Source organism: Paraburkholderia sp. BR13444 (assembly GCF_040948755.1).
GTDB lineage: Bacteria > Pseudomonadota > Gammaproteobacteria > Burkholderiales > Burkholderiaceae > Paraburkholderia > Paraburkholderia youngii.
This window is the reverse complement of the sequence record NZ_JBFPKM010000012.1, coordinates 1-26,239: the sequence shown is the minus strand read 5'-3', so window position 1 is coordinate 26,239 and position 26,239 is coordinate 1. Positions and strand designations below refer to the sequence as shown.

The window sequence follows — 26,239 nt, the reverse complement described above, 5'->3', positions numbered from 1 at the left end:
TCAAAGCCGCGATCTGGCGCGAATGAAGCACGAAATGCTCGGCACGATCTCACCCTTGCGCACTGCACAATTGCGTGGACACGAAAGCGAAAATGCGCTACTTTTCGAACATCATTCATATTGTTAAACACGAACCGGATCGTCACCGATTCTCGGGACCAAGGAGCCATCATGTCGGATGAGGTCGTCGTCACCGCTGCCGTTCGCACCGCTATTGGAGATTTCGGTGGCGCGCTATCGAGCGTTCCGCCCACGACGCTCGGCGCAACCGTCGTTCGCGCGCTGCTCGAGCGTACGAATCTGCCGGGTGAAGAGGTGGGTCATGTGGTGTTCGGCAACGTGATCCATACGGAGCCTCGCGACATGTATCTTGCGCGCGTCGCCGCGATGGAAGGCGGCGTCAGCGCCGAAGCACCGGCGCTGACGCTCAACAGGCTGTGCGGCTCCGGCCTCCAGGCAATCATCTCCGCCGCCCAGGCCATCGCGCACGGCGACACCGAAATTGCCATCGGCGCAGGTGCGGAAAGCATGTCGCGCGCAGCCTACGTGGCCACCGGCGCGCGTTGGGGTTCGCGCATGGGCGACATCCGTCTGATCGACATGATGGTCGGCGCGTTGACTGATCCGTTCAGTGCTTGCCATATGGGCGTAACCGCAGAGAACGTCGCGAAGAAGTACGGCATCACGCGCGACGACCAGGACTCGCTCGCCGTCGAATCGCACCGGCGCGCTGCGCAAGCCATTCACGACGGCAACTTCCGCGAGCAGATCGTGCCGATAGCCTTGCGTACGAAAAAAGGCGAAATCGCTTTCGATACCGATGAGCATGTGCGGTCGGGCACGACCCTCGCCGATCTCGCCAAATTGCGCCCGGCGTTCCAGAAAGACGGTACGGTCACGCCCGGCAATGCGTCCGGTCTCAATGACGGCGCCGCAGCTGTCCTGCTGATGGCCCGCCGCACCGCCGAACAACGTGGCCTTCGTCCTCTTGCGCGACTGGTCTCCTGGGCTCACGCGGGCGTCGACCCGCAATTCATGGGCATTGGTCCGGTGCCTGCAACACGGAAGGCGCTGCAGCGCGCGGGTTTGACCGTCGCCGACCTCGATGTGATCGAAGCGAACGAGGCTTTCGCCGCGCAAGCTTGCGCGGTGGCGAAGCAACTGGAATTCGACAGCGCGAAGGTCAACCCGAACGGATCGGGTATTTCGCTCGGTCATCCGATTGGCGCGACCGGCGCCGTCATTGCGGTCAAAGCCATTCACGAGTTGCATCGTTGCGGCGGCCGCTATGCGCTCGTGACGATGTGCATCGGCGGGGGCCAAGGCATCGCGGCCATCTTCGAGCGCATTTAAGGCTTTCCGCAGCGTTATTCGTTCAACCAGAGGGAGCGACGTGGTACGTCCCGAACAACTGCTTCACGCGCAACGACAGCCGGTGGCGCCACGTCCCGCTGCGACGATGCTCCTGGTCCGCGACGCGCAGTACGAAGGTTCGCCAACCATCGAAGTGCTGATGACACGACGGTCGGCGCAGGCGAGCTTCGCGCCGGGCGCGTTCGTCTTCCCCGGCGGAGCGATCGACTCCTCCGATGCACGAATCGCCGGCAGCGCACGACGGCGCGCCACGCAAGACGATACGCAGGCGGTTCAGGCCGTGGCTGCCATTCGGGAAACATTCGAAGAACTCGGCGTGCTGCTGGCATGGCGACACGACGGTGTGCTCGTCGACGACCACGACATTGCGAAGCTCGAGCGGGCAACAGCGATCGAGGATTGCTCGCAGCATGGGCTCACGCTCGCTGCGGATTGCGTTTATCCGTTTGCTCATTGGATCACCGACCGTGATCTGCCGCGGCGCTTTGACGTCCAGTTTTTCGTGGCGCGCATGCCGGTCGATCAAACCGCGGTCGCGGACGGCGCCGAGCAGTTCGAACCCTTGTGGGTCCGTCCCGACGAGGCGCTGGCACGCCATGCCGCTGGCGACTTCGCGATGATCTTCCCAACGGTGCGCACGCTCGAGCGCCTTCGCTCGTTCGACTCGGTTGATGCACTGCTCGCCGCGTGTAGGGCGGAAAAGTCACTCTGGAGCAGTTGTCCGCGTGGTGGGATGAAAGCAGGCAGTGTCATGCGGTGCATGGAAGGCGATACCCCATACGGCGAACTGCGCCTCGTGTGCCCCGATGGCCAGGTCCTCCACTGTCTCGATTGGCGATCCACAGAAGCGATCCCACTCCTGCGAAACGTGATGCGATTGACCGCGACGAACGGCGGGTTGATGACCGGTCCAGGCACGAATAGCTACATCGTCGGCACGGCGACGACTGGCTTCATCGTCGTCGATCCAGGACCAGACGACCAGGCGCACCTTCAACGCATCTTCTCGGCAACGGGCGGCGACATTCGCATGATCGTCTGCACGCACTCCCACGTGGACCATGCGCCCGGAGCGAGGCCGCTGCAGTCCATATGCCCGCACAAGCCACCCATCCTCGGCGTGCCGTCCGGACCTGCCGCCAAGGCAAGCAATCACTTCGTCCCCGACCGTGAATTGCTCGACGGCGAGGTGCTCACGCTTGCGCATGACGGAGAGACGCATCGATTGCTGGTGGTCTCGACGCCCGGGCACGCAAGCAACCACGTGTGCCTGGTCCTTCTGGAGGACGGACTGCTATTCAGCGGCGATCACATTCTGAATGGCAGCACGACCATCATCGATCCTCCGGACGGCAATATGACGGCGTACCTTGCGTCACTAGACCGACTCGACGCGATCTGTACCGAACGTGAGATCGAATTTATTCTCCCCGCACACGGGTACGTGCTCGACCGTGCGCGTGACCAGATCGCGCACCTCAAGGCACACCGGTTCGCCCGGGAAGCCAAGATCGCCGCCGCGGTCAAGGCGCTGCCGAGCGGTTCGATCGACGATTGGCTGCGGCTTGCTTACACCGATGTTCCCGAAAGACTTTGGCCAGCCGCTTCCCGGTCGCTGCTGGCTCATCTGGATCGGCTCGACGAACACCGTCATCTGACCGCGCGAGCGTGCTTGCGCTCGTAATGCATGTATCGGCTGTCCACTCGCCCCCTGAATCTCAAGCGCGGACAGCCGCATTCGATTGCCGTCTTCTTTCGGCTTCAACTCTCTGCTACGAGCGCGGTCAGCCGGTCATGAATGAGTGCGCGCGCCTCAGCCACCATCCGATTCACGAGTTCCGCACAGGTGGGAATATCTTCGATAAGCCCGATTGCCAGACCGGCCGGGAACGTTCCATCTTCCGTATCGCCCGTCTCGTACATACGCTTGCCGCGCTCCCCGCTGACGAGCGGCTTGAGATCCGCAAACGTCGCACCCTCTTTATGCTCCAGCTCCAGCACTCGCTCCGCTACCGAATTCCTGAAGATACGCGACGTGTTCTTCAGCGTGCGGAAGATCAATGCCGTATTGCGCTCATCATGCTCTACTAGCCTGCGCTTGACGTTCTCGTGAATCGGCGCCTCCCGCGTTGCCATGAAACGCGTTCCCATGTTGATGCCATCCGCGCCGAGCGCGAGTGCGGCGACCATGCCGCGCGCATCGGCGATGCCACCCGAGGCAATCATCGGGATGCGCAGCTTCGCGGCCGCGGCCGGCAACAGGACCAGATTCGGCACGTCGTCCTCACCGGGATGGCCGGCGCATTCGAATCCGTCCACGCTCACGGCGTCGCACCCCAACGCCTCGGCTTTCAGCGCGTGACGCACCGAAGTGCACTTGTGGATCACCTTGATCCCCGCAGCCTTGAATGACGGCATATATGACTCGGGATTGCGTCCCGCCGTCTCGACGATCTGCACACCGCTCTCCACGACCGCTTGTACGTACTCGTCGTACGGCACCGGCTTGATCGTCGGCAGAATTGTCAGGTTCACGGCGAATGGCCGATCCGTCATCGAGCGAACGCGAGCTATCTCGTTGCGCAATGCCTCCGGTGTGGGCTGAGTGAGAGCGGTGATGGTGCCGAGCGCACCGGCGTTCGAGACAGCAGCGGCCAATTCCGCGCGGCCCACCCACATCATGCCCCCTTGAACAATCGGGTATCGAATCCCAAGCAACTCTGTAATGCGCGTTTTCATCTGCTGATTCCTGTGTAAGTGCATCCTGATTCGTCAACGTGCAGCGGTCGTCGCGTGTGAAATGCGTCATTCGTTTATATTTACGAACATCGTGCCATTATATACACTTCTCCATTGCCGATGCTCATGTGCTGCACTCGCGGACACGCATGTGATTGCACGCGGCATGAACGATCAGGAGAATTGATGAACAAGCGAGACAACGAGATTAGCGCTGAGGAAGTGTCGGTTCTCCCGACCATGGATCAAGCGGAAGAAGCCGTGCGAACACTCATCCGATGGGCAGGCGACAACCCCGAAAGGGAAGGCCTCATTCAAACACCCGCGCGCGTCGCGCGCGCATACCGCGAGTTCTTCTCGGGCTACGAATCCGATCCAATGCAGATCCTGGCAACCACGTTTTCCGAGGTGGATGGCTATGACGAGATGGTGGTGCTAAAGGACATTCGCTTCGAAAGCTACTGCGAACATCATATGGTGCCCATCATCGGACGCGCGCACGTTGCCTACTTGCCCGAGCATCGCGTGGTCGGCATTTCCAAACTCGCGCGCCTCGTCGATGTCTATGCCAAGCGCTTGCAGATTCAGGAGAAGATGACCGTTCAGATCGCCGACGCGTTGAACACCGTGCTGCAACCCAAGGGGGTCGCCGTCATTCTCGAAGCCGCACATCAGTGCATGAGCACGCGGGGCGTGCATAAGCCGGGCGCGTCGCTGGTGACGAGTCGAATGCTGGGCGCATTCCGTGACGATCATTCCACGCGCCGCGAGTTTCTCTCGATTGTCGGTCACGGCGGGAATACCTCATTACCCAATAGCTAAAAGCCAACGTCGGCTTCCAGCCGACGTTGGCTTTTTGGGCAAATCGATTTGCGTATGCGCGGCGAGCGTCGTTACAGGCTTGCGTGCGGCGTCAAACCTCGGCGGGTTGACGCGTCGTTAGAGGCCGTTCATAAGAAACGTCTTCACGATCTCTTGAACTAACGCCGTTGCTCATCAGGATTTCGCGCCATGCAGCAGGTACTTCTGCAGGCGTCAGTTCGTTGATCGCTTCAGAGATGCAAACACGAGCGGCAATGGCCCACACACCATCACGCTTCTCGAAGCGGTCGATATAGCGCCCCACCGCCAGCGTGTCCGGCTTGACGCGATTTTCTCCGAAGAAAAGCCAGTATGTTTCCGCGTGCGCCTCATTGCCCTGCAATTCGACGCTGTGATTGAACACCATATGGTGGTGCGACAACTGATGCTCGGTATGGTATCCAAAAGCCCAGTCGACGAATTCCTCTGCATTTCCAACGAATGCGCCGTGATCGTCGATGGCGCCCGGATGGTATGCCGACAGCGTCAACTCACGGTCCATGCGGTCGACCCCGCGACAATACCGGTGCACGCATTCGAGTATGTCCTGTTTGTCCAGCAGCGCTTGCACGCGTGCGTTCAACTCTTCATTCATCGTTTTTACCGTTAGATGGTCATGGCGACAAAAAAGACGACCGCGCCAATCACGGCGCCAACGAAGCAATAGCCTTCTCCTGCCGACAAATCAGTCTCCTGCGCTCGCGCACGGCTCGCGATCGCACATCCGATGATGCCCGCAAGTGCCGTCAGGCCAAGCACGGCAAACGTCATCACGACGCCGAACAGCGCGGACCGACCTAGTTCTTCCATGTGCAGGTCACGTTGCAGCAGCCAGACCGCTGCTGCCGAAATCGACAGAAGAATGAGCGGCAGCCATACTCTGCGCGCTTCTCGTGCGCTCTCGCGAGTCAGCGTTTTCATCGTGTCCGGCCCCCCATGCGCGGTTTGCCGAGAGTACCAGCCGCCATTGCTTCCAGCGCGCGCGTCACCCAATTCGGCTGTCTTGCGCGAGCCGATTCGTTCGACGAGGGAGCGCCGTTTTCAGCGCGCTGACGACGATAGTCGAACGTGTAGTCCGCAAGTGGACCTCGTAAATCGCTGTCGAGAAAGTACATCGCATGTCTCCGATCAGACTTATGCCTGGCGGGCGCTTGCATGACGCCTCTAGATAGACATCCTAGGTCACGGAAAACTGTTATGCAACAAGTCGTTCAATTAATGGCGTCGGTGTTTTCACTAGCCGTGAAGGGATAGACCGGATCGCATGCGCGAGCGGCCGTTGCACACACATGGTCATGTGTGCAACGGGGTCGGCAATGAGACGCGGACGGGCAATCAGGAGACCTGGAAGCCGCCATCGACAGCGAGAAGCTGTCCGGTGACATAGTCCGATGCCGGCGACGCGAAGAACAGCACAGCCCTCGCGATATCGGAGGCGACACCGATGCGGCCCAGCGGCATGCGGCCAGGCTGCGTAATGGGCCCGTGGGCCTGATGAACCTTCGTCGATGCGGCCGCGCCCTCCGTTGCCACGCCGCCGGGCAGCACTGCGTTCACGCGAATTCCATATGGTGCGAATTCGAGAGCTGCGACCTTGGTGAGGTTGTTGACACCCGCCTTCGATGCGCCGTAGTCGCCGTTGTCGAAAATCACCGGCTGCAGCGAAGCCACCGACGAAATATTGATGATCGAACCGCCGTTTTTGGCACCCTGCATCCGCTTGATCGCTTCGCGCATGCACAGGAAGGTGCCGCGCAGGTTGACGCCGAGCACCTTGTCCCACTTCTCGGCCGACGTCTCGACGAATTGCGTCTTCGGATAGATACCCGCGTTGTTGACGAGAATATCGAGGCGCCCGAGCTTCGCCTGCACGGTTTCGTACATCGCGAGAATCGACGCTTCATTGCCGATGTCCACTTTGACCGCGATAGCCTTGCCTGACGCGCTTTCGATTTGTTTGACCGTCTGCTGTGCCGCTTCCTCGTTCAGATCCGCCGCGACCACCGCCGCGCCGGCCGACGCTAGCAGCAAGGCCGTCTCACGTCCGATGCCCGAACCTGCCCCTGTCACCACCGCTACTTTCTGATCGAGATTGAATAGACTCGCCACATTCGTGCTCACTGCTCCTCCTTTTGGCTCGCGTCGCGAGCAAAGTTATTTTCTGAACGTCATTCGGAAACATAAACGCCCCGTTTGAAGGTGTCAAGATAAACGAGGATCCGCATGACGGAAGGAGCAGCTACTGTGGATATCACGTAGCAGTCGACGACGCGATTTCACGCATGATGTCGAGCATCGAACGATGGTAGGGCTTGTGAGGCCTATCCGCCCACACCAGCGACACTTCGGTTTCGCCCGAAGCTGGAACATCCTCGATGTCGATGTAGGCGACCCCCTCCACGGGCAAGTACCGCGCCGAGTCCAGCATCAGGCCGACACCCAGCTCGTGAGCCACGAGATTGAGCATCGTATAAGGATGGCGCGCTTGCTGGGTCACGCGCGGCGACAGCCCCGCCTCGCGGCGCGCGGCCTCGAACGCGGCGAAGAGCGGCTGCGACATCTGCTGAGGGAACATGATGAGCGGATATCGCGCGAGATCCGCGATGCGAATCGAACGCTGCGTCGCCACCGGCCACTTCGCCGGAACCGCGGCGACCACACGCAGACGCTCGATAACCACGCTTTCCAAACCCGAGACGTCCGCGGCGCTGGTGACCACCACGCCCAGGTCAATGCTGCCGTTTTTCACGCTGGCGACGGTCAAAGCACTGCCGCGCTCGATCAACCGGACGTCGACACCGGGCCATTGCTTGCGGAGCCCCTGAATGGCTAGCGGCATGATTCGAACCGCGCACATCGGCACGAACGCAACGCTCAAACTCGCCAGTTCGTCGGCGGCTTGCCGCACGCGCCGCTCGGCCAGCTCGGCTTGCGCAATCAGTGGCTTGGCTTCCGCGAGCAACGCGGCTCCGGCGGGCGTGAGCGAAACGCCTCGCGGTGTGCGTTCGAGCAGTTTGATACCAAGCTGCTCCTCCAGCCGCATGATCGACTGGCTGAGCGGCGGCTGCGCCATGCCCAGTCGCGCAGCCGCACGGCCAAAATGCTGGGTCTCCGCAACCGCAACGAAATGTCTGAGATGCCGCAATTCCATGAGCTGATATGACTTTGATATCGAGTGTCGCCAGCATATCGCCTTTGTCCCGTTGCGGGGCACTGCGGACGAACCCTGGTCACATTGTTGAACGCCGCTTGGTGAACGCGGGGGCCCCAACGACATATCGGGTGCTCCCCAGCTTGACGTCAAGCATCGATCCACATACATTTTAGAATGACGTTCTACAATACGAATAATAACCAAAGACAGCTCAGGTGAGCTTGGACAGATATGGGGCAACAGGACAATACGAATCGCGATTACGAGCTACAGGACCATGAACTGATGGTCTGCTGCGTAGGCGTGCAATCTCAGGTGGTCTATACGAACCCGGTTTATCAACGCGTCACGGGCTTTTCGCTGCAGGAACTCCAGGCTACGCAGGGAGCGGACCGCATACGCGACGTTCCCCAACCGGTACTGGCCGACCTCGGAGCGGCTGTTAAGCAGGGCAAGCCCTGGAGCGGACTGATCAAGCTCGCCTGCAAGCGTGGCACCCTCGTGTGGTGCCGCCTGAACATGGCGCCACTCGTTTCGCACGGACGATACATCGGCTCCCTAATGGTTCTCAGCAAGCCGGTTCATGGTGAGATCGAGCAGACCGAAGCACTGTATCGACGTTTTCGCTCTGACCATGACGGAAAGCTCGGATGGGAGCAAGGGCGCATCGTGCGCCGCGGCATTTTTGGCAAGGCCGCCGGCCGGATTCGCTCGGTTGGTCTGAAGCGCTACATCTGGGGCGTCCTCGGCGTGCTCGCTCTGGTGGACATACTCGGACTGGCGAGCTGCGCCGAGGGGCTTTCCTCGTTCTCTTTCTGGAGCGAACTCGTCGCCTTGATTCTGCTGACCTCCGCTGCGGGCGTGTTCCTGTCTCGCGTCATCGCTGCCCCGTTGCAGGAAGCCGCGCGAACTGCGATGAAGATTGCCGCGGGCGATCTGAGCGCCACGTGCCACAGCGCTCGAAGCGATGAAATCGGTGATGTGCTCCGAACGCTGAATCAGGTCAGTATCAACATGCGTGCCACCGTGCTCGACGTCCGTAATGGCGTAAAGACCATGCAACAGGCCACGAACGATATTGCCGCGGGCACGTTCGAGCTTTCCGGACGAACGGAAACGCAGGCCAGCAGTCTCGAAGAGACGGCTGCTTCGATGGAGCAGATCAACTCGACGGTGGGTCACAATGCCGACGCAGCCAGACAGGCGAGTAGTCTGGCCGCCCGCGCGAGCCAGGCGGCCGAAGATGGGGGACGAGTAGTAGATCAGGTCATCTCGACGATGGAGAAAATCACGCAGTCGAGCAGCAAGATTTCGGACATCATCTCCGTCATCGATGCCATTGCCTTCCAGACCAACATTCTGGCCCTGAACGCCGCGGTCGAAGCCGCGAGAGCCGGCGAAGACGGACGTGGGTTCGCCGTGGTAGCGGGCGAGGTCCGGAATCTCGCTCAACGCAGCGCGCAGGCCGCAAAGGAAATCAAGGCGTTGATCACGCAAAGCGTCGAAACGGTCGAAGGAGGATCGAAGCTGGTCGATTCGGCAGGCAAGACGATTGCCGACATCGTCGCACAAGTTCGTGGCGTAACCAATCTGGTCAGCCAGATCGCGGAGGCATCGCGAGAGCAGTCGGCCGGAGTCAGTCAGGTCAGCGTTGCGGTAGAACAGCTGGACCGCATGACGCAGGTGAACTCAACGCTCGTTCAGCAGCACACGGCCGCAGCCGATAGCATGAAGCAGCAGACCCAGCGACTCGCCGAAATGCTGTGCGTTTTCACGCTTTCCCGCGACGAACGAAACGCGCTGCTGAGCGGAACTGCCGCGTAAAGCCGTAATGGTAGATGTCTGGACGATGTCTCCAGCGTCCCGGCCATTCGATAACACCGTCCTGATCTCCGACGTCATAGCTACGACGCAATGTTCCTGCACGTTACGGCCGACGCCGGGCAGATCGGCGACGATTTCAACACCCATCGCGGACAGATCGGCACCAGCGCCGATGCCGGATCGCAGCAACACGCCGGGCGAAGCGATCGTTCCCGCACTCAGCACAACTTCGCGGCGAGCGGTAAAAGTGCGCCTCTCGCCTGCGACAATCACCTTCACACCAATCGCCCTCCGTTGTTCGAAGAGCACACGGTCCACGATCGCGTCAGTCGTGACAGTGAGATTGGGCCGATCTAGCGCAGGTTCGAGGTAGGCCTTGCGAGCGCTGCAGCGTTTGCCCTTCCGGGTCGTGCCATAGACGATGAATGATCCATGCAGGTCGCCTGCGCAATACTCGGCACGCGCTGGCATCCCGCACTGCCCCGCAGCCTCGAGAAAAGTGTGAGCCAATGGATGCAGTACGCGCGGCGGCGAGACGGTCAGTGGGCCATCAGAGCCATGCGCCATGGACGCGCGACCGGTGAAATTCTCGGACTTGCGGAAATACGGAAGCAGATCGTCGAATCCCCAGCCCGGGCACCCGCTGTCCCGCCACGCGTCGTAATCCCCACGCTGGCCACGGATATAAACCATCCCATTGATGCTGCTGCTTCCACACAAGCGGAGGGATCTGGCGCGGGTCGGATAAATCCAGTCCGCCCTGGGGGATTGCCCATCAGCGCGAAACTGCCGGCTGGCATGTCGAAGAGAAATCCCTTTCCTTCCTTGCGCCTCCAGCAACAACACGCGTGTCGAAGGATTCTCGCTCAATCTCGCCGCAATGACGCATCCAGCCGAACCGCCGCCGACACGATATAGTCGAAAACGCTTTCTCTCATCGCTTGCCTTCTCTGCGCGCAACGAAGACGTTCTTGAGTTGCAGATACTCCTCCATACCGGCCCAGCCACCCACCCTGCCGAAGCCGCTTTGGCGGTATCCGCCGAACGGTGCGACGGGTGCCATCGACGCGAAGCCGTTGATGTTCACGTAGCCCGCGTCGAGGCGCTCGGCGAATGCGTGCGCCCGATCGAGATCATTGGTGTGCAGATAAGCACCGAGCCCGTAACGCGTACCGTTGGCGATCGCCAGCGCTTCTGTGTCACCGGCAAACGGAGTGATCGACAACACGGGACCGAACACCTCGTTCTGTTCCAGCGCACTTCCGGGCTGCACATCGGCAAACACGGTCGGCTGGATGAAGAAGCCGTCGGCCAGTTCGCCGCCCAATCGCTCGCCGCCCGCAACCAGCTTCGCGTCGCGTCGCGCTTGCGCGATGATGCCGAGGATACGATCGCAAGCCGACTGGCATATCACCGGTCCGGCGACAGTGCCGGAATCGAAGGGATCACCTATCTTCATGCTGGCAGCCACCGCCGCGGCGCGCGACACCATTTCGTCGTAGCGGGATCGGTGCACGAGCAAACGGGTCGGGTTCACGCAACCCTGCCCGCTCAGCCCCAATGCGCCATATACCGCCTGCATCGCTGCGGCGTCGAGATCGGCGTCTTCGAAGACGAGATTGGCGGACTTGCCGCCCAGTTCCAACGCGACCGGCTTCAGACATGCCGCCGCTGTCGCCATCACGCGCCGCGCGACGCCTTCGCCGCCCGTGAACGTGACCTTGGCGACGTCGGGGTGAGCCACGAGCGCCTCGCCAGCCTCGGTCTCGCCGGGCACCACATTGAACAGGCCCGCTGGCAAGCCGGCCTGATGAGCGAGTTCAGCAATTCGCAGCGCGACGAAAGGCGCAAGCGCTGGCGGCTTCAGAACGACGCCATTGCCGGCCGCGATTGCCGGCAGCGCCATCATGCAGGTCGCCATCAGCGGACCGTTCCAGGGAATGATGACGCCCACCACACCATAAGGCTCTCGCCGGGTGTAATTGAAGCCTGGCGCCGGATAAGACTCGCCATACGAACCCTCGATCTTGTCGATCCAGCCCATGTAGTGATCGACCCAACCCAGCGCCATGTCCATCAGCGGCAGTCCCACTGGAATGCCGGACTCCCGGGCACCGAGAAATGCCAACTGCTGCTGGTTCGCTTCGAGCAGCTCGCCGAGGCGCCTGAAGCATCGTGTCCTCGCGCGCGGCCCCATCTCCGTCCATACGCGTTGGGCCGCCTTGGCCGCCTTGACGGCGCGGTCGATGTCGCTCGCGCTAGCCAGGCGCACAACGGCCTGAGGACGACCCGTCGAAGGGTTGACGTGCTCGATGGCGTCGCCATCACCTTCGACAAATGCGCCGCCGATAAAGAGTCGGCCGGGGACGTCGAGCGGGTGTTGGTGCGCGGGGGAAAGTGACATGTGCTGTTCCATTGAGCGTTTGACTTCTGGAGGCAGAAGACGCGTGCAGGAACAGACGCCGGGCGCGTCGTCGCGGTCGGTCGTGTCGTCTCCTGAATGTTCTCCTGGCCGGCTGGCGCGCGACGCGAGCCGGCTCTGATAAATTCGATTCTAGCGATGGCCCATGCTTTACACTGCTTACCGAACGGAACATCTAGAGTGACTTTCTTTCATTAATTGACGATGCCCGAAATCCGAAACCTGCAGCCTTTCGTTCAGGCCGTCCGTTGCGGCAGCTTCATCGCAGCGGCCACCCGGCTCCAGGTCACACCGCCTGCCGTCAGCAAGAGCATTGCCGCTCTGGAGCGTGAACTGGGGGTGCGCCTCTTCAACCGGACCACCCGCAAGCTCAGTCTGACGAGCGAAGGGCGGCAGTTCTTTCAACGCGTGGCGCCGTTGTTGAGTCAACTCGACGAAGCCGTCGCGGATGTGCGGCGCAGCCCTGAGCATCCGGAGGGGGTGATCAAGGTTTCGGTGACGCCCACGTTCGGAAGGCATTGCCTGACTCCGGTGATCGCGGCGTTTCTGCAACGTTACCCGCTCGTCGAAATCGACATCAGCTATGACGAGGTTGCGCCAAGTCTGGTCAATGACGGTGTCGACGTGAGCATTCAACATGCGCGCGGACGAGGAACCAACCATGTCTCCCGTCCGCTGTGCGACTACCCAATCGTACTGGTCGCGAGTCAGGACTACCTCGAACGCAAGGGCGTGCCGCAATCGCCGGATCAACTGGCCGCACATGACTTCATCGGCATCCGGATGCCTTTTGGGCTCGCGGCGCTTCATCTCGAACGCTTGCCCGGCGGTACGCGAAAACGAACCAATCGCGGGGAAAAGGGGTTCATCCATCATCCCCGCGGCCGTCTCACCGTCGCGGGTCAGCCGGATACCAGCCTGATCGCCGCGCTCAGCGGCGCCGGCATCACGCCGTCCTCGGTGCCTGTGGTGCTGCCGTATCTGCACTCCGGAGCGCTCAAGATCGTGCTTCCCGACTACAGGGTGCGCGGAGACGAGGCGGAGGGTGCGGGACCACGCATTTACGTGCACTATCCCCACCGCCAGTATCTGCCCGCGAAAGTCAGGGTTTTCGTGGACTACCTGCTCGAACGCTTTCGGACAACCGATTTCGGCAAAGCGGAACTCGACAGATATTCGGCCTGAGCGCCGGCCGCCTTCACTCGCGGTCGGTGCCGCGCCGCCGATACGCGGAAGGACTCGTCGAAACGTGCTTGCGAAAGATGTTGCGAAATGCGCGCACGTCCGAATAGCCAACCATGACGGCGATCTGCTCGATGGAGATCTGCGTGTTGCGCAGCATCCTCTTGGCAGACTCGATGCGCAGTGAACTCGCATAGGCACGCGGCGTCACGCCCAAGCTACGTGTAAAGCGACGCAGCAACGTGGCATGACTGACGGCGAGGAGGTCCGCCAGCTCGCTGATCTTGAAGTCCTGAGCGAAACGCTGCGCGAGCCAGAATTGCGCGCTGCTCACGAGCGGATCGTCGCTCGTCAGGCGGCCTTCCTCGCGCTCGCCGTCGGTGCCGGTCGTCGATGCGAGCCATTGAGCGGTGTGCGGCGATATCGCACGATCGACCAGACGGGCCACGAGTTGCCACTCGCTTGCCGGCACGCTGCAAGTGTGCACGCCGTCATGCTCGGCGATCGTGGAACCCGGGTCCACGCGCACCTTTGGAAAGCGCGACCGGAACAGGCTTCTGAGCACTCGCGGGACCGCTGCCGGGCCACCGTCGAGCAAGCCCGCCTGCGCGAGCAGCGCCCCTGCCGTGCCGCTCGCTGCCAATACTGCTCCCCGCGCACGCTGCCAGCGCAACCAGTCCGTCACGGGCTCCGCGTGGTCGAGGAGCGTAACGAGTGCCTCTTCACTGGCGACCGCAAAAGCCGGGACATAGACGATGCGGTACTCGGTATCGCCGAGCAGGTTCCCGTCACTCTCCATCCTTCGCCCGCCGGCGAACTCCAGGTCGTTTCCGTTGGCGCCGAGAAGACGCACCTGCGTCTTCATCGTGTGCCGGTAGGGAGGAGCGAACTGCCCAAATATGTGTCGTGCGATCAGCGCGAATCCGTCTACGAGCGCGCCGACGCTCGATAGATAGCTGCCTGGCAGCACGAGCGCGGCAACGTCTTTTACCGGTTCAGTCGGAGCGGCGGGCTTGCGAATTTCGATCCCCCAATATGCAGATTTTGATCCTCTTTCGCCGCGATCTTAGCACGCATCATCGTTGCTATCGCCGGCCACCAGAACGGCGGGGAACGCGGAATCGCATCCGCTGCCAATAGCCGCGCCGCCGCGGTTAAACAGGAGACAGAAGTGAAGAACCTCGAAGAAAAGCTTGCCTACGGTTTAAAGGTGTTCGGCGAAATCATGGGTGAAGACAAGGCAGCCGGCTTGCGCGCCGCGAGCGAGTCCAGCGGCTTCGGATCCGACATTTCGCGCCTTGCCGTCAACTACGCGTTCGCGGATGTATGGGGCGACGACAAACTCGAGCGCAAGCAGCGCAGCCTCGTCACGCTGGGCATCCTCATCGCCAACCGGCAGACGCTCGAACTGAAGAACCACGTCCGCATTGCCGTGCGCAACGGTCTGAGCGCGCGCGAACTCGAAGGTGTACTCATGCAGGCGCTCCCGTATGTCGGCTTTCCTGCCGTCGCCTCCGCTACCACGGCGGTTCTCGAGACGCTGCGGGAACTGGGCATCGACACCACCACCCGCACCTCGGAAGAACGCGGCTTGCTGTAAGGCGCCATCGGAGCGCCCCGCGATCTAAGGAGACGATTTATGAGCACACCAATCGTGGATATCGTGCCGGCAATGCGCGAATTCAACGTTTCCAACGACCTGATCGGCGATCACGCCGCGCTGCAAGCACGATGGGACGAAGACGGCTACCTGTTTTTCCGCGACGTTCTGGACCATGAGCCGCTGGAGCGCATGCGCGGTCTGCTGGTTGACCACCTCGACAGCCACGGCTTCGTGGACCGCAACGATCGAGACGTGCGATGGACCGGCAAAGAACGCGAAAACTTCAGCTTCTTTCCTGTGAAGGCGATGAATGAACAGCGTGCCGCACGCACCGTGATGGAAGACCCGGCGATTCGTGCGTTCTTTCAGCGGCTGTTCGGCGTACCGCTTTACTGGGTGCCGTTCACCGAATACCGCACGTCGCCGCCCGCTATCGACAAAAGCCGCACGCGCTTCGACTTCATTCATGAAGATGCCATCTACAGCGACCGGCTCGATTTCATCATCTGCTGGATTCCGCTCAGCGATATCGATGCGCAAGTTGGCGGGCTGGCCGTAGCGGAAGGATTGCACAAGCTTCCGTGCCTGCACAGGAAAGACGGCGACAAGATCATCCCGATCGATCTCGCTAGCGTGCCCGAAGACGCATGGCGCCGCACGAATTACCGCTTGGGCGACGTGCTGTTGATGAGTCGACGCACGCCCCACTCCGGCCTCAGCAATCATTCGGACCGTTTTCGTCTTTCTCTCGACACGCGCATTCTGCCGCACGGCGGAAGTTTCCCGTTCGAGCCGCGCCTGCCGTATGTGGGGACGCTGACGTCGATCGCATCGGACCAGATCGTCGTGCGCGACGCGCATGGCGAACACGTTCTGCGACTCGACGAGACGAGCTATCTGCGCGGTTTCCAGGGCAATCGTCTGCGCGGAGACGAAATCGCCGACGTTTATCAGCCGGGCTGCGAAGTGATCGTTGCGCATGAAGGCGACCTCGTTCAAACGCTGCGGCCGCAGCACTGATCGCCGCATCAGGCGTGAAGACGAGGTTCGTCTTCGCGCCGCCACACGCCTTACGTTTTTTAAGCATCGGCTCACGCCCCCCATTAATTGAACATCGTGCTAATATCAGAACGCGTGCTTCGGAGCACGAGGCCGCGCATCTGCAATCACTGTCACCGGGATCAGCGGCATCGCGCGCGAACCGTCCAGGCATGACACGCCTGGCTTGCGTATCGTTCGACCACGGGACAAGTCATGATCGATTCATCCGACGCGGTACTCGTCATCGGCGCCACTGGCATGCAAGGCGGTGCCACGGCTCGGCATCTCGTTGCGGCTGGGCGCAAGGTGCGTTTCCTGACGCGAAATCCAGACTCGCCGGCTGCGCGTGCACTTGTCGAAATGAATGCGCAGGCCCTCCAGGGAGATCTGGACGACAGCGAGTCCCTCGAAAAAGCGCTGGAGGGCGTTGGTTCCGTCTTCTCCGTTCTCCTTCCTGATTTTGATCGCAGCGACAGCGAACGCCGCCAAGGCATTGCGCTCATCAACGCAGCACGTAACGCGGGCGTCGCGCAGTTCGTTCATACCTCGGTGGCGCAGGCGGGCAATCACGAAACGTTTCCCGGCTGGAACGACAGGCGTTGGAACCGAAAATACTGGACGGACAAATGGGACGTCGAAGAGGCCGTTCGCTCGGCGGGTTTCGAATCGTGGACGGTCTTGCAACCCGCATTCATGATGGACAATCTGGCTGAGCCGAAAGCAGCCGCGATGTTTCCGCACCTACGCGAAGGCCTGCTGCTCACCGCATTACTACCCGACGCACGACTCGACTGGATTGCCGCCGACGACGTGGGCGCGCTCGCAACCAGCGCGCTAACCGATCCGCAACGCTGGCACGGTCACACCGTGCCGCTGGCGTCCGAAAAGCTCACGATGTCCGAAGTCGCGCAACGCCTCGCCAACGTAATGGGTGTACAGATCAGCGTTTCGCACGTCTCGCCGGATGAAGCCAGAGCAAAGGGACTCTTACCGGGATGGGTGAATGCACAGGAATGGATCAACGCGGTCGGGTATCGCGTCGATCTCGATGCGCTTTCCGAACGTGGTGTCCAGCTCACTCCGATGGTGGACTGGATCGATGCGAATCGACAGCGCATCCCACTCGCATAGCGGTCGTTGCGAAGCAATCGATCTGTCGCACGTGCGAGAAGTCCTTCGTATGTCATTTCGTTCCGCACCGTCCGTCTGTGAACCGGTGTGGGCAAGCCTCAGGCAATGGAAAATCCACGATGAATGACCGTGCACCCTCATGGTTCGATGGCGCGATGACTCAGCCGCGTCGATCCCACTTCACCGAAGGCAGCGGGGTCAGCGTGCACTATGTCTCGTGGAATGCCGAAGACACAGCTAAGCCGCCCCTCGTCTTCGCGCACGGCTTTCTTGGGCACGTGCACTGGTGGGACTTCATTGCGCCGTTCTTCACCGATCGCTTTCGCGTTTTCGCCCTGGATTTCAGCGGCATGGGCGACAGTGCCTACAGGCAGGAATACAGCGCCGGCGTTTTCGTGCGCGACCTCGTCGCCGTCGTGGATGCAATCGGCTCCGGACCGTGCCTCGTGGTCGGCCACAGCTTTGGCGGATCGCGTCTGCTTCAGGCGTGCGCGACCTTTCCCGATCGTCTCTCGCATGCAATCGTGCTCGATTCGTATTTCATGCTACGCGGTGACAATTTGCCGACGGTGGAAAGACGCCCGCCGCCACGCCCCTATCCGGACTGGCATACCGCCGTCAGTCGCTTTCGACTCATCCCTGGACAAGATTGCGAACCGTGGCTGCTGGAGCATCTCGCGCAAACATCGCTTCGTCAAAGCGCCGACGGCTGGATATGGCGCTTCGACCCGAAGCTGCGGGTTCTCCAGCCGGTCGAAGGCGAGGAAGACCTGCTGAATCGCATCACAGTACCCGTCAGCTACGTTCACGCCGAGTGCAGCAGCGTGGTCAGCGCCGATCGCGCTCGCCGCATCGTGGATGCGATTCCCGGCGCGAAGGGCCCCATCACGATGCCACGCGCAGGCCATCACATGATGCTTGACCAGCCACTCGCGCTGGTGAGCCTGCTACGAGCATTGCTGGCATGAACCCCGACATGCGAGAACCGATGACAACGCCGTGGTCGACCGAGCTGCCTCTCTCGGCCCTGATTGCGCACGCGGTCGAAAAGCACGGCGCCACTGCGCTGCATTTTCATACCCAGGGCGGTGCCTACACTTGCACCACCCGGTCCCTGCTGCACGACGCGAAGGAGATCGGCCGGGCGCTGAGAGCCATCGGCCTGCGTCGAGGCGATGTGATCGCAATACAACTGCCCACGCAGCGTGAGACTGCGCTGCTATATCTGGCTGGACTCGAGATTGGTGCGGTGCTCGTGCCAATCGTGCACATCTACGGTCCCGCCGAAGTCGGCTTCATCCTTCGACAATCGCGCGCCCGATTTCTTTGCGTGCCCGACTTCTGGTCCGGCACCGACTATCTGGAGCGTGTCGCCGCGCTTGGCAACACGCCCGACCTCGAGCGCGTTATCGTCGTTGGCGATCGGGCACCCTCGAACGGCATCACATTTAGCGCGCTGCAACGACTCGCCGCGACAACGCATGATCAGCGCCCTGTCGACCTGCCAACGTCGGAAGATATCTGCCTGCTGCTGTACACGTCGGGAACGACAGCCTCGCCGAAAGGCGTGCAGCACTCTCATCGCACCGTAGGCGCAGAGTGGCAGATTCCGTTCATCGACGGGCCAGGGCCGTATATGACACCCTTCCCTGCTGGTCATATTGCAGGCTTCAATTTCCTGTTGCGTCCGTTCATAACCGGCACCGAGATGGTGTTTATGGACCGATGGGATGCCTCACTTGCCGCGCGACTGGTCGATGAGTATCGCGTGCGCCTTTCTGGCGGCACACCGTTCCATCTCCAGGCACTTCTAGAAGCCGCTCGTTGCGACGGACGCAGTTTGGCATCCCTCGTGTCTTACGGCCTGGGCGGCACAGGCGTCACGCCGGAGCACGTCGCGATCGCCGACCAGGCCGGATTCGCCGGAACCCGCGCGTACGGGCTGACCGAGCATTCGACAGTGAGCGTCGGATGGGCCGATTCTCCCTTTGATATCCGGGCCTGCACTGACGGCCGCATTCAACCCGGCTCGCAGGTGCGCGTCGTCGACGAGTTGGACAGCGACCTGCCTACGGGACGCGACGGTGAGATTCTGATCAAGGGACCGGAGTTGTTTGTCGGCTACACCGATCCAGCGCTCAATGCGGCCGCATTCACGCACGATGGTTGGTTCCGGACCGGCGATATCGGCCGCGTCGACGAGAACGGCTGCCTGACCATCACGGATCGAAAGAAGGACATCGTCATTCGCGGGGGAGAAAATATCTCGTCGCTCGAAGTAGAGCGAGTGCTTGCCACGCACCCGGCCGTGCGCGATGTCGCCGTCGTCGCGCAGCCAGACGCGCGATATGGCGAAAGAGTCTGTGCGGTCGTCGTCTTGCACGAACACACCTCGCTCGATCTGAGCGCAGTCCAGACCCACTTTGCCGCTGCGGGAGTGGCGAAGCAAAAGACGCCGGAACACCTTTGCGTGGTTTCAGAACTGCCGCGCACGGCTTCGGGAAAGGTGAAAAAAGGCGATTTGCGCAAGCAGCTTGTGGCGCAATAGTGGGTCGGTCGATGCTTATCCAGCGGGGCCGTCGTGGCGAGACTTAAAAAACCGATCTCGCTGCCTTGACACCTCATCGGACGAAATAAGCCGGTCATAGATCGCACGCGCCGCGGCCATACCCGCATCGAAATCGGCCGATTCGGCCGCGGCGGCGATGGCATTCAGACACTCGCTTTTTACCGCCTCGCTACAGCTGAGGCGTGAGCGCGCCTCGGCAACCACGGAAACCGAATCGCAATCGGGCAACGGCAGCCGGCGAATCAACGGCAATGACGTGCTCCCTACCTTCTCACGCGCCAGTTCTATCGCAACGCGCAACAGGTGCTCCTCATCGCCCTCAACGATCCGGTCGAATAACGCGGTGCCGCGGAACGTTCCTGCGCGCAAGATCTGAGCGCCAAGAATGAAATCGATCGACTTTGCGAGGCCCAGCACGCGCGGCAAACGCTGCGTGCCGGAAAGAGGGATCACGCCGAGCTTGCATTCGGGCAGACCGATCTGCGCACTGTCCTCGACCACACGGTAGTGACACACCAGCGCGGTTTCCAGGCCGCCACCAATTGCGAACCCGTGGATGGCGGCTACAACAGGCTTGTCGCTCGCCTCGATCACCGGATGAACATGCATCGACAACGCTGGCGCAGCGGTTGCAGCAGAAGTGCCGAATTCGCGAATGTCGCCTCCCGCCGAAAAACCGCGTCCACTGCCGGTAAGCACGATCGCGCGAGCAAGCGCATCGCGTTGGGCTGCGTCGAACGCAGCGACGAGCCCACGGCGGAGCCTCAGCCCTAGACCGTTGACCGGTGGATAGTCCATCGTGACGATAGCGATGTCGTCTTCTACACGATACGTTACGTCGGCGAAGCGCTGCGGCTGGCAATGCATCATCTGTTGTTGGCTGTAGCGTTTGACGAGGCCGGTAATGTGTGGCTAGCGGCTGTTCGAAAGCCAACTGGGCATGTCTGCTGGCCACGGATCGGCGTACACCGCGTGCACACCCATCGCGGTCGTGTAGGCCAGGTTCAGTACGTTGCAAAACGCGATGAAAGCCAACACCCGAAGCGCCGCGCGAACCGCTGGATGACAGTCGATACGATCGACGCCTCGCTCGATGGCCGTATGTCCGTTCTTGTCCACGCTCAGCAGAAGGAAGGCCGACGCCACGAAAGCAGACGGAAACAGCAAAAACTCATAGACCGGAAACTGGTAGTAGTGACCACCCCAGAAAGAAGCGCTCTGGAACGCACCTGGCCACGCGTCGAACCCCATGAACCGGCTGGCAGCGATGTCGAGCAAGCCCATTGTCATCCAGATCACGGCGAAGCCCGCGAGCGCGAGTCGCAGGTTGCCGGCACGAGGCCAACGCTTGCGGGTCGCACGCATCGCCCACAACGCCACCACGGCGGTGCCCGTGAAGGTATAGAAGTAGCTTGGCGCGTCGATTAGGATCGGCTCGGCGATGCGAGCATGCGACGATTGCCAGAACGGAATGAAACGGCACCAGCAGCCGAAGTTCAGCGCATGGGCGTTATAGGTGAACATCGGTCGAAGAAAGTCCAGCCACGGATCAAGCCAATATGCTGAGAGCCAGCCGATCATCATCAAACGCACCGCGTCGATGCGGCGACTCTTGACGATTCCGTAGACATACCAGATCGCTACTGGAATCAGGATCAGCACGCTGACCCACTGGTAATGGTCGATCGTCGCTTTCACGGACTCTGGAATCGGATCCGCGCCCAATTCCACGGGGCGGAAGTCCTGTGAACGAATCCATGCCACATAGGCGCGGCTTTGTGCAAAAGCGAAAAGCGCACCGAGCGCTGCCCACGCATACACCCTATGCCAGGTTGTACTGCTGCGCGGGGCGACCATTTCCGACATGCGTTGCCTCCTCGATCACGCAATCATTCACATTTGTGAATGCCGATCGCAAAAATGTACTCCTGCCGACGTGGCTACGTCAAGCGCATATGCAGGTTATCGGCCCATGAGGTCGTGAATCTCGTGATCGAGCGCCGCCATCGCGAACCGAGGCGCAACTGCGCAATTGTTGACTTCTGCCTGCCATTCCACGGGATTCACAAGCCAGAAGAACAGCCCATAGACGATGTGGCGCCGGTAAGCATCCAGCGCGCTTTCAAATGACGGCGGCTTGTCCACGCCGTGAAAGGCAAGCCGCTCGAGATAGTATTCGAGCAACTCACGCTCCCATCGCGGCCGATCCGCGATATCGAGTGCCGATATCAGGAAGTACGTGACGTCATGGGCCCACGGTCCGCGTCGATACGACTGCCAGTCAAGAAAGCCGGGCGTGCCGTCGCGGTCGAAATAGAGGTTGCCGAGGTGTACGTCGCCGTGAAGAAACGTCATCGGCCCGATCCGGTCGAAAGCACGCAGATCGAGGAGCGCCTGCTCCATCCAGTCACGATCATGAAACCGCTTAGGCACTGCAGCGCCGCGCGGCAACTGTGTATAGCTGGCGAACACATCCGGTTTCAGTTGGCCCCAGTGATACGTGCCCGCCTCGCCGTCGGGCAGCGGGTCCTGCGCGGCGAGCCAGCCCAGTTCGCCACCGTTCTCGAGTGCAGGCGATTGCCAGAACTGCGCATGCCACCGCGCCTGGGCATCCAGATTTGCCGCCGCCTGCGCAAACGTCAGCGGCCGCTGCACGCGACAGAATTCCACTTGCCGAAAACGTAGATCCTCGAGGATCACGATTGACTGCCCGCTTCGACTGTCCGTCTCTGCATAGAAGCAGGCAGGCACATTCGCAAGTAAGCACGGGTGGACTTCCTTGAAGAATCTCGCCTCGTATTCGTATATGTAGGCGTTCAGATCGCGATACTCGTGAACGAAGCCGCCCTTGACGATCAGAGACTCCGGCATGCCAAGCTCGCGTCCTCTTGCGTTGTAAGCGAGACGCACCCTGACTTTGGTAGCCGTGCCGTACATCACGTCGTCTATAGCCAGCGATTCAATCGCCACGCCCTCATGGCTCTGGGCGAGCGCCGAGGTCAGCCATGAAGGGGTGATTTCCTCGACCTGCAACGGAAGCCTGCAGGTGTCTGACTGTGGCCCGTGTGATTCCGTCAGGGCGAGGCTTTTCTTCGCAACACTCATCTTGACGCGCTCCTGTGAGTTCCGTGTGCGTTCGTGCTCGACATCGTCCACGCGCATGTTGCGCGGCACGTCTGAGGGCTCGCAACGAGGGAAATCCCGGCTGGCATTTTCGTTTCTTTTTTAGAACGACGTACGCTTTCCTGCGCACCACTTCAAACTCGTCTGCTAACACCGCGCCGAGCCGGCTTCATTCCAACGGTTCGCGAGAGCGCAGAATTAGTGAAATATCTTCACTCTAATCGTTCCATCCGGTAACCATCTTCTGTCGGGTGTTGTGGCTAGAATTCATAAAAAGGCCTACACCGAGCCCCACAGGAGACAACTCGATGACCACGACCGTGCTTGAACGGCTATTCGGGATTAGCGGAAAAACCGCTGTCGTTACCGACAAGGGACGCAATTCCTGCATCGATATTGCGCCGGTTCTGGCCGAGGCCGGCGCGCGGGTGGTAGTGGCGGATCACAGTGCCGCGCATATGCAACCGGTCGTCGACAAGATCCTTTCGGCGGGCGGCGAAGCGATCGCCATCGAGACGGACGTGGAACGCGAAGCGTCGGTGATTGCCTTATTCGATCAGGTCAAGGCCACTTGGGGCAGCCCGGACATCGTAGTCAATTGCGCGGCGATGACCAATAACGGCCCGCTTACAGAGTTCTCAGAAGCCGCCTGGGACGAAGTCATGGCGATCGACCTGAAGTCTGTGTTCTTTTGCATGCGAGAAGCGATCAAGCACATGCTCGCCGCAGGCCGGGGTGGACGCATCGTGAACGTCACCACCATGGGCGCTACCCATGCCGTGCTTAATGGCAATGGCGCCTATGGCGCCGCGCGCGCCGGCGTCGCGGGGTTAGTGCGGTCCGCAGCGCTCGACTATGCCCGAGACCGGATTCTCGTCAACTGCGTGCTGCCCGGCGCGGTGCCCGGCAAGGTTCAGTTTCATCCGGATATGCAGGCTCGCCTGAAGACAGGACAACTCACCGGACCCGGTACGGATGCGGAGCGACGTCTGCCGCTCGGATGGGGCGACCCCGTCGATATCGCCGCCGCGGTGCTGTATCTCGCGGGGCCATCGGGCCGCTATATGACGGGCCAATCGATTACGCTCGACGGCGGATTTCTGATTAGTTGAAGGCGTCGGCGGCTCGAACTTCATCGACCAATCAAACCGGAGCATTCCATGTTTAGTGAAACGCAGATCGGCGCGCGCCTCGCGCAGATTTTCAATCTCACGGGCAAGACCGCCGTGATTACCGGTTCTGCGCAAGGTCTCGGCCGCGAGACCGGGCGACTGCTTGCCGAGGCCGGCGCCAATGTCGTGATCGCCGACCTGAACCCGGATGCCGCTTCCGCAACAGCAGCAGAGATCGAAGCCAACGGCGGCATCGCGATTCCATGCAAAGTCGACGTTGCCGACGAAGCATCCGTCAAGGCACTCTTCGCCGCCGTCGATGCAAAGTTCGGCGGTGTGGACATTCTGATCAATAACGCCGCTCACCGTTCGAAAGCCGAATTCTTTGAAATGTCCGTCGAACAATGGGACCAGATGCAGGACGTCACACTGCGGGGCACGTTTCTGTGTTGCCGCGAGGCTATCACGCGCATGAAGGCAAAGGGCGGCGGTGGCTCGATCGTCAACATTTCCTCCGTTGGCGCACTTCGACCCACGCTGTGGGGCGTCAATGCCCACTACGACGCTGCGAAGGCGGGCGTTGATAGCATCACGCGATCACTCGCCAGCGAGTTCGCCGCCGATGGCATCCGCGTCAACTCTATCCTCCCAGGCGGCATGGCCAGCGAAGGCGGCAAGAACATCAGCGCGACCTTCAAGATTCGAGGACCAATCGTTGGTGCAGGCCGGGTTCCGATGGGACGGATGGCCGCCCCGATCGAGGTCGCCCAAAGCGTGTTCTTCCTCGCAAGCCCTGCCGCTAGCTATGTCACTGGACAGATCATCGCCGCGGACGGCGGCTTCACTGTTAGCTAGGTAACTGCGACTGCGTGGCTCGCACGGCTGCAAAACATTAGGACACTGAAATGCCAAAGATTACGTTTATCGAGCACGACAACACCGAGCATATCGTCGATGCGATTGCCGGACAGTCGTTAATGCAAGCAGCAATCGACAATTCGGTGCCCGGCATCCTCGCGGACTGCGGGGGCTATTGCAATTGCGCGACTTGCCATTGCTACGTCGACGATATGTGGACCGCAAAGATTCCGCCTGCAAAACACGCGGAACTCGACATGCTGGGCGGCGCCATCGATACCAACAACAACAGCCGACTCGGTTGCCAGATTCAATTGACCAACGATCTCGATGGGTTAGTCGTCCGGCTACCCGCTTCGCAAGTCTGACAAAGCCCACGGCGAAAACCTGCTCGCGGAGAACACACATGTCTCACAGCGCGGTCCCTCTCGTACCAGTCCCCGACCACGTTCCTCACGAGCTCGTGGTGGATTGGGATTTCAGCAAACCTCCCGGCGGCGAAGCCGACATCGTCGGCGCCTGGAAACGTCTGCACGATGGTCCGGACATCATCTGGACGCCGTACAACGGCGGTCACTGGATTCTCACGCGAGCGGAAGACATCGAATTCGCGCAGCGCAATCACGATCCGTTCTCCATGCGCGCAATCACGCTGCCCGCTAGTACAACAATGCAGATCTTGCCGCTCTCGGCCGATCCGCCTGAGCATGCCGACTATCGCGCACTGATCAACCGCTTCTTCGCGCCGAAAGTGATACGCGACATGGAAGGCGAGATCCGTGAACTGGCTGTCTCGTTGATCGAAAGCTTCCGGGAAAGAGGCCGATGCGAATTCATGGCCGACTTCGCGATGAAGTTTCCCATCACGATCTTCATGCGGCTCGTGAACCTCCCGCTCACCGATCTGGACGATCTGCTTGCGTGGACCGAGGCGAGCGTTCGCGCCAACGATCCCGAGCGTCGCGAATGGTCGCAGCGCATGCTGTTCGGCTACCTGGAGAGCATCATTCGTGAGCGCCAGAAAGAGCCGGGTACGGACCTGATCAGCGCGATAGTGAATGGAACCGTATTCGACCGGCCCCTCACGGAGCAAGAGATCCGCGGCATGATGGTGAACGTCATCTTTGGCGGACTCGACACTGTCGCGTCCACCATGGGCTTTGCGGTGCTCTATCTCGCTCGTAATCCCGCGCATCGTCGTCAGCTGGCGGAACACCCGGAACTGGCGGGCAACGCGGTGGAGGAA

24 protein-coding genes and 1 pseudogene are annotated in these 26,239 nt (G+C 61.0%); 14 read left to right on the top strand and 11 right to left on the bottom strand.

Annotated elements, in window-relative coordinates:
* The first annotated feature begins 171 nt into the window (after window positions 1-171).
* Window positions 172-1,353, top strand: a complete 1,182-nt coding sequence (gene bktB / locus AB3X95_RS28250; RefSeq protein ID WP_368623132.1) for a beta-ketothiolase BktB — start codon at window positions 172-174, stop codon at window positions 1,351-1,353.
* A gap of 40 nt (window positions 1,354-1,393) precedes the next feature.
* Window positions 1,394-3,058, top strand: a complete 1,665-nt coding sequence (locus AB3X95_RS28245) for an MBL fold metallo-hydrolase (RefSeq protein WP_368623131.1) — start codon at window positions 1,394-1,396, stop codon at window positions 3,056-3,058.
* 77 nt (window positions 3,059-3,135) lie between these two features.
* On the opposite strand, the gene AB3X95_RS28240 is transcribed toward AB3X95_RS28245, so the two are convergent.
* Window positions 3,136-4,113, bottom strand: coding sequence for an NAD(P)H-dependent flavin oxidoreductase (locus AB3X95_RS28240; RefSeq protein ID WP_368623130.1), 978 nt, complete (start codon window positions 4,111-4,113; stop codon window positions 3,136-3,138).
* A 186-nt stretch (window positions 4,114-4,299) separates the two neighbouring features.
* On the opposite strand from AB3X95_RS28240, the gene folE reads away from it, so the two are divergent.
* A complete protein-coding gene (gene folE, locus AB3X95_RS28235; protein WP_368623129.1) occupies window positions 4,300-4,935 on the top strand; it encodes a GTP cyclohydrolase I FolE in 636 nt (211 codons plus the stop codon).
* A 91-nt stretch (window positions 4,936-5,026) separates the two neighbouring features.
* Here folE and AB3X95_RS28230 read toward each other — a convergent pair whose 3' ends face one another.
* The 4 genes from AB3X95_RS28230 to AB3X95_RS28215 all read right to left on the bottom strand — a co-directional run bounded on the left by AB3X95_RS28230 (window position 5,027) and on the right by AB3X95_RS28215 (window position 8,332).
* Entirely contained in the window at window positions 5,027-5,569 is a 543-nt protein-coding gene (locus AB3X95_RS28230) for a nuclear transport factor 2 family protein (RefSeq protein WP_176121377.1), read from the bottom strand.
* An 11-nt stretch (window positions 5,570-5,580) separates the two neighbouring features.
* Window positions 5,581-5,967 carry a hypothetical protein gene (locus AB3X95_RS28225; protein ID WP_368623128.1) on the bottom strand — a complete coding sequence of 129 codons (387 nt, stop codon included), beginning with the start codon at window positions 5,965-5,967 and terminating at the stop codon, window positions 5,581-5,583.
* 342 nt (window positions 5,968-6,309) lie between these two features.
* A complete protein-coding gene (locus tag AB3X95_RS28220) occupies window positions 6,310-7,095 on the bottom strand; it encodes an SDR family NAD(P)-dependent oxidoreductase (RefSeq protein ID WP_368623127.1) in 786 nt (261 codons plus the stop codon).
* Window positions 7,096-7,225: 130 nt separating this feature from the next.
* Window positions 7,226-8,332, bottom strand: a complete 1,107-nt coding sequence (locus AB3X95_RS28215; protein ID WP_368623126.1) for a LysR family transcriptional regulator — start codon at window positions 8,330-8,332, stop codon at window positions 7,226-7,228.
* A gap of 27 nt (window positions 8,333-8,359) precedes the next feature.
* On the opposite strand from AB3X95_RS28215, the gene AB3X95_RS28210 reads away from it, so the two are divergent.
* Window positions 8,360-9,952, top strand: a complete 1,593-nt coding sequence (locus AB3X95_RS28210) for a methyl-accepting chemotaxis protein (protein WP_184228889.1) — start codon at window positions 8,360-8,362, stop codon at window positions 9,950-9,952.
* 144 nt (window positions 9,953-10,096) lie between these two features.
* Here the strand turns inward: AB3X95_RS28210 and AB3X95_RS28205 are convergent.
* Together AB3X95_RS28205 and AB3X95_RS28200 are read right to left on the bottom strand one after the other, a co-directional pair.
* Window positions 10,097-10,798 (bottom strand): annotated as a pseudogene (locus AB3X95_RS28205) (GMC family oxidoreductase); the annotation flags it as partial.
* Between the two features lie 88 nt (window positions 10,799-10,886).
* Entirely contained in the window at window positions 10,887-12,356 is a 1,470-nt protein-coding gene (locus AB3X95_RS28200) for an aldehyde dehydrogenase (RefSeq protein WP_368623125.1), read from the bottom strand.
* Between the two features lie 222 nt (window positions 12,357-12,578).
* On the opposite strand from AB3X95_RS28200, the gene AB3X95_RS28195 reads away from it, so the two are divergent.
* A complete protein-coding gene (locus AB3X95_RS28195) occupies window positions 12,579-13,559 on the top strand; it encodes a LysR family transcriptional regulator (RefSeq protein ID WP_368623124.1) in 981 nt (326 codons plus the stop codon).
* A 13-nt stretch (window positions 13,560-13,572) separates the two neighbouring features.
* Here the strand turns inward: AB3X95_RS28195 and AB3X95_RS28190 are convergent, their stop codons facing one another.
* The gene (locus AB3X95_RS28190; protein ID WP_217710284.1) at window positions 13,573-14,355 is read right to left on the bottom strand and encodes a helix-turn-helix domain-containing protein; all 783 of its coding nucleotides are present in this window, start codon (window positions 14,353-14,355) and stop codon (window positions 13,573-13,575) included.
* Between the two features lie 372 nt (window positions 14,356-14,727).
* Here AB3X95_RS28190 and AB3X95_RS28185 point away from each other — a divergent pair, with 372 nt between their 5' ends.
* From AB3X95_RS28185 to AB3X95_RS28165, 5 genes are all read left to right on the top strand, one after another.
* Entirely contained in the window at window positions 14,728-15,156 is a 429-nt protein-coding gene (locus tag AB3X95_RS28185; protein ID WP_176121383.1) for a carboxymuconolactone decarboxylase family protein, read from the top strand.
* A 39-nt stretch (window positions 15,157-15,195) separates the two neighbouring features.
* Window positions 15,196-16,179, top strand: a complete 984-nt coding sequence (locus AB3X95_RS28180) for a phytanoyl-CoA dioxygenase family protein (protein WP_368623123.1) — start codon at window positions 15,196-15,198, stop codon at window positions 16,177-16,179.
* 234 nt (window positions 16,180-16,413) lie between these two features.
* Entirely contained in the window at window positions 16,414-17,331 is a 918-nt protein-coding gene (locus tag AB3X95_RS28175; RefSeq protein ID WP_368623122.1) for an NmrA/HSCARG family protein, read from the top strand.
* A 119-nt stretch (window positions 17,332-17,450) separates the two neighbouring features.
* Window positions 17,451-18,299, top strand: coding sequence for an alpha/beta fold hydrolase (locus tag AB3X95_RS28170; RefSeq protein ID WP_368623121.1), 849 nt, complete (start codon window positions 17,451-17,453; stop codon window positions 18,297-18,299).
* A complete protein-coding gene (locus AB3X95_RS28165) occupies window positions 18,296-19,879 on the top strand; it encodes an AMP-binding protein (RefSeq protein ID WP_368623120.1) in 1,584 nt (527 codons plus the stop codon). Before AB3X95_RS28170 ends, AB3X95_RS28165 begins: the two co-directional genes overlap by 4 nt.
* Window positions 19,880-19,894: 15 nt before the next feature.
* On the opposite strand, the gene AB3X95_RS28160 is transcribed toward AB3X95_RS28165, so the two are convergent.
* The 3 genes from AB3X95_RS28160 to AB3X95_RS28150 form a co-directional block, all read right to left on the bottom strand.
* Window positions 19,895-20,770, bottom strand: a complete 876-nt coding sequence (locus AB3X95_RS28160; RefSeq protein ID WP_368623119.1) for an enoyl-CoA hydratase-related protein — start codon at window positions 20,768-20,770, stop codon at window positions 19,895-19,897.
* A 42-nt stretch (window positions 20,771-20,812) separates the two neighbouring features.
* Entirely contained in the window at window positions 20,813-21,766 is a 954-nt protein-coding gene (locus tag AB3X95_RS28155) for a spirocyclase AveC family protein (RefSeq protein WP_368623118.1), read from the bottom strand.
* Between the two features lie 96 nt (window positions 21,767-21,862).
* Window positions 21,863-23,005: a phosphotransferase gene (locus tag AB3X95_RS28150; RefSeq protein ID WP_368623117.1), complete on the bottom strand. Its 1,143-nt coding sequence runs from the start codon at window positions 23,003-23,005 to the stop codon at window positions 21,863-21,865.
* Window positions 23,006-23,331: 326 nt separating this feature from the next.
* Between AB3X95_RS28150 and AB3X95_RS28145 the strand changes: the two genes are divergently transcribed.
* The 4 genes from AB3X95_RS28145 to AB3X95_RS28130 form a co-directional block, all read left to right on the top strand.
* Complete coding sequence (locus AB3X95_RS28145) at window positions 23,332-24,135, top strand: SDR family NAD(P)-dependent oxidoreductase (protein ID WP_184228877.1); 804 nt, start codon at window positions 23,332-23,334, stop codon at window positions 24,133-24,135.
* Window positions 24,136-24,249: 114 nt separating this feature from the next.
* Complete coding sequence (locus AB3X95_RS28140) at window positions 24,250-24,990, top strand: SDR family NAD(P)-dependent oxidoreductase (RefSeq protein WP_368623116.1); 741 nt, start codon at window positions 24,250-24,252, stop codon at window positions 24,988-24,990.
* A gap of 50 nt (window positions 24,991-25,040) precedes the next feature.
* Entirely contained in the window at window positions 25,041-25,361 is a 321-nt protein-coding gene (locus AB3X95_RS28135) for a 2Fe-2S iron-sulfur cluster-binding protein (RefSeq protein WP_368623115.1), read from the top strand.
* Window positions 25,362-25,399: 38 nt separating this feature from the next.
* Window positions 25,400-26,239: cytochrome P450 (locus tag AB3X95_RS28130; RefSeq protein WP_368623114.1), on the top strand; the 840-nt coding region annotated here is incomplete at its 3' end.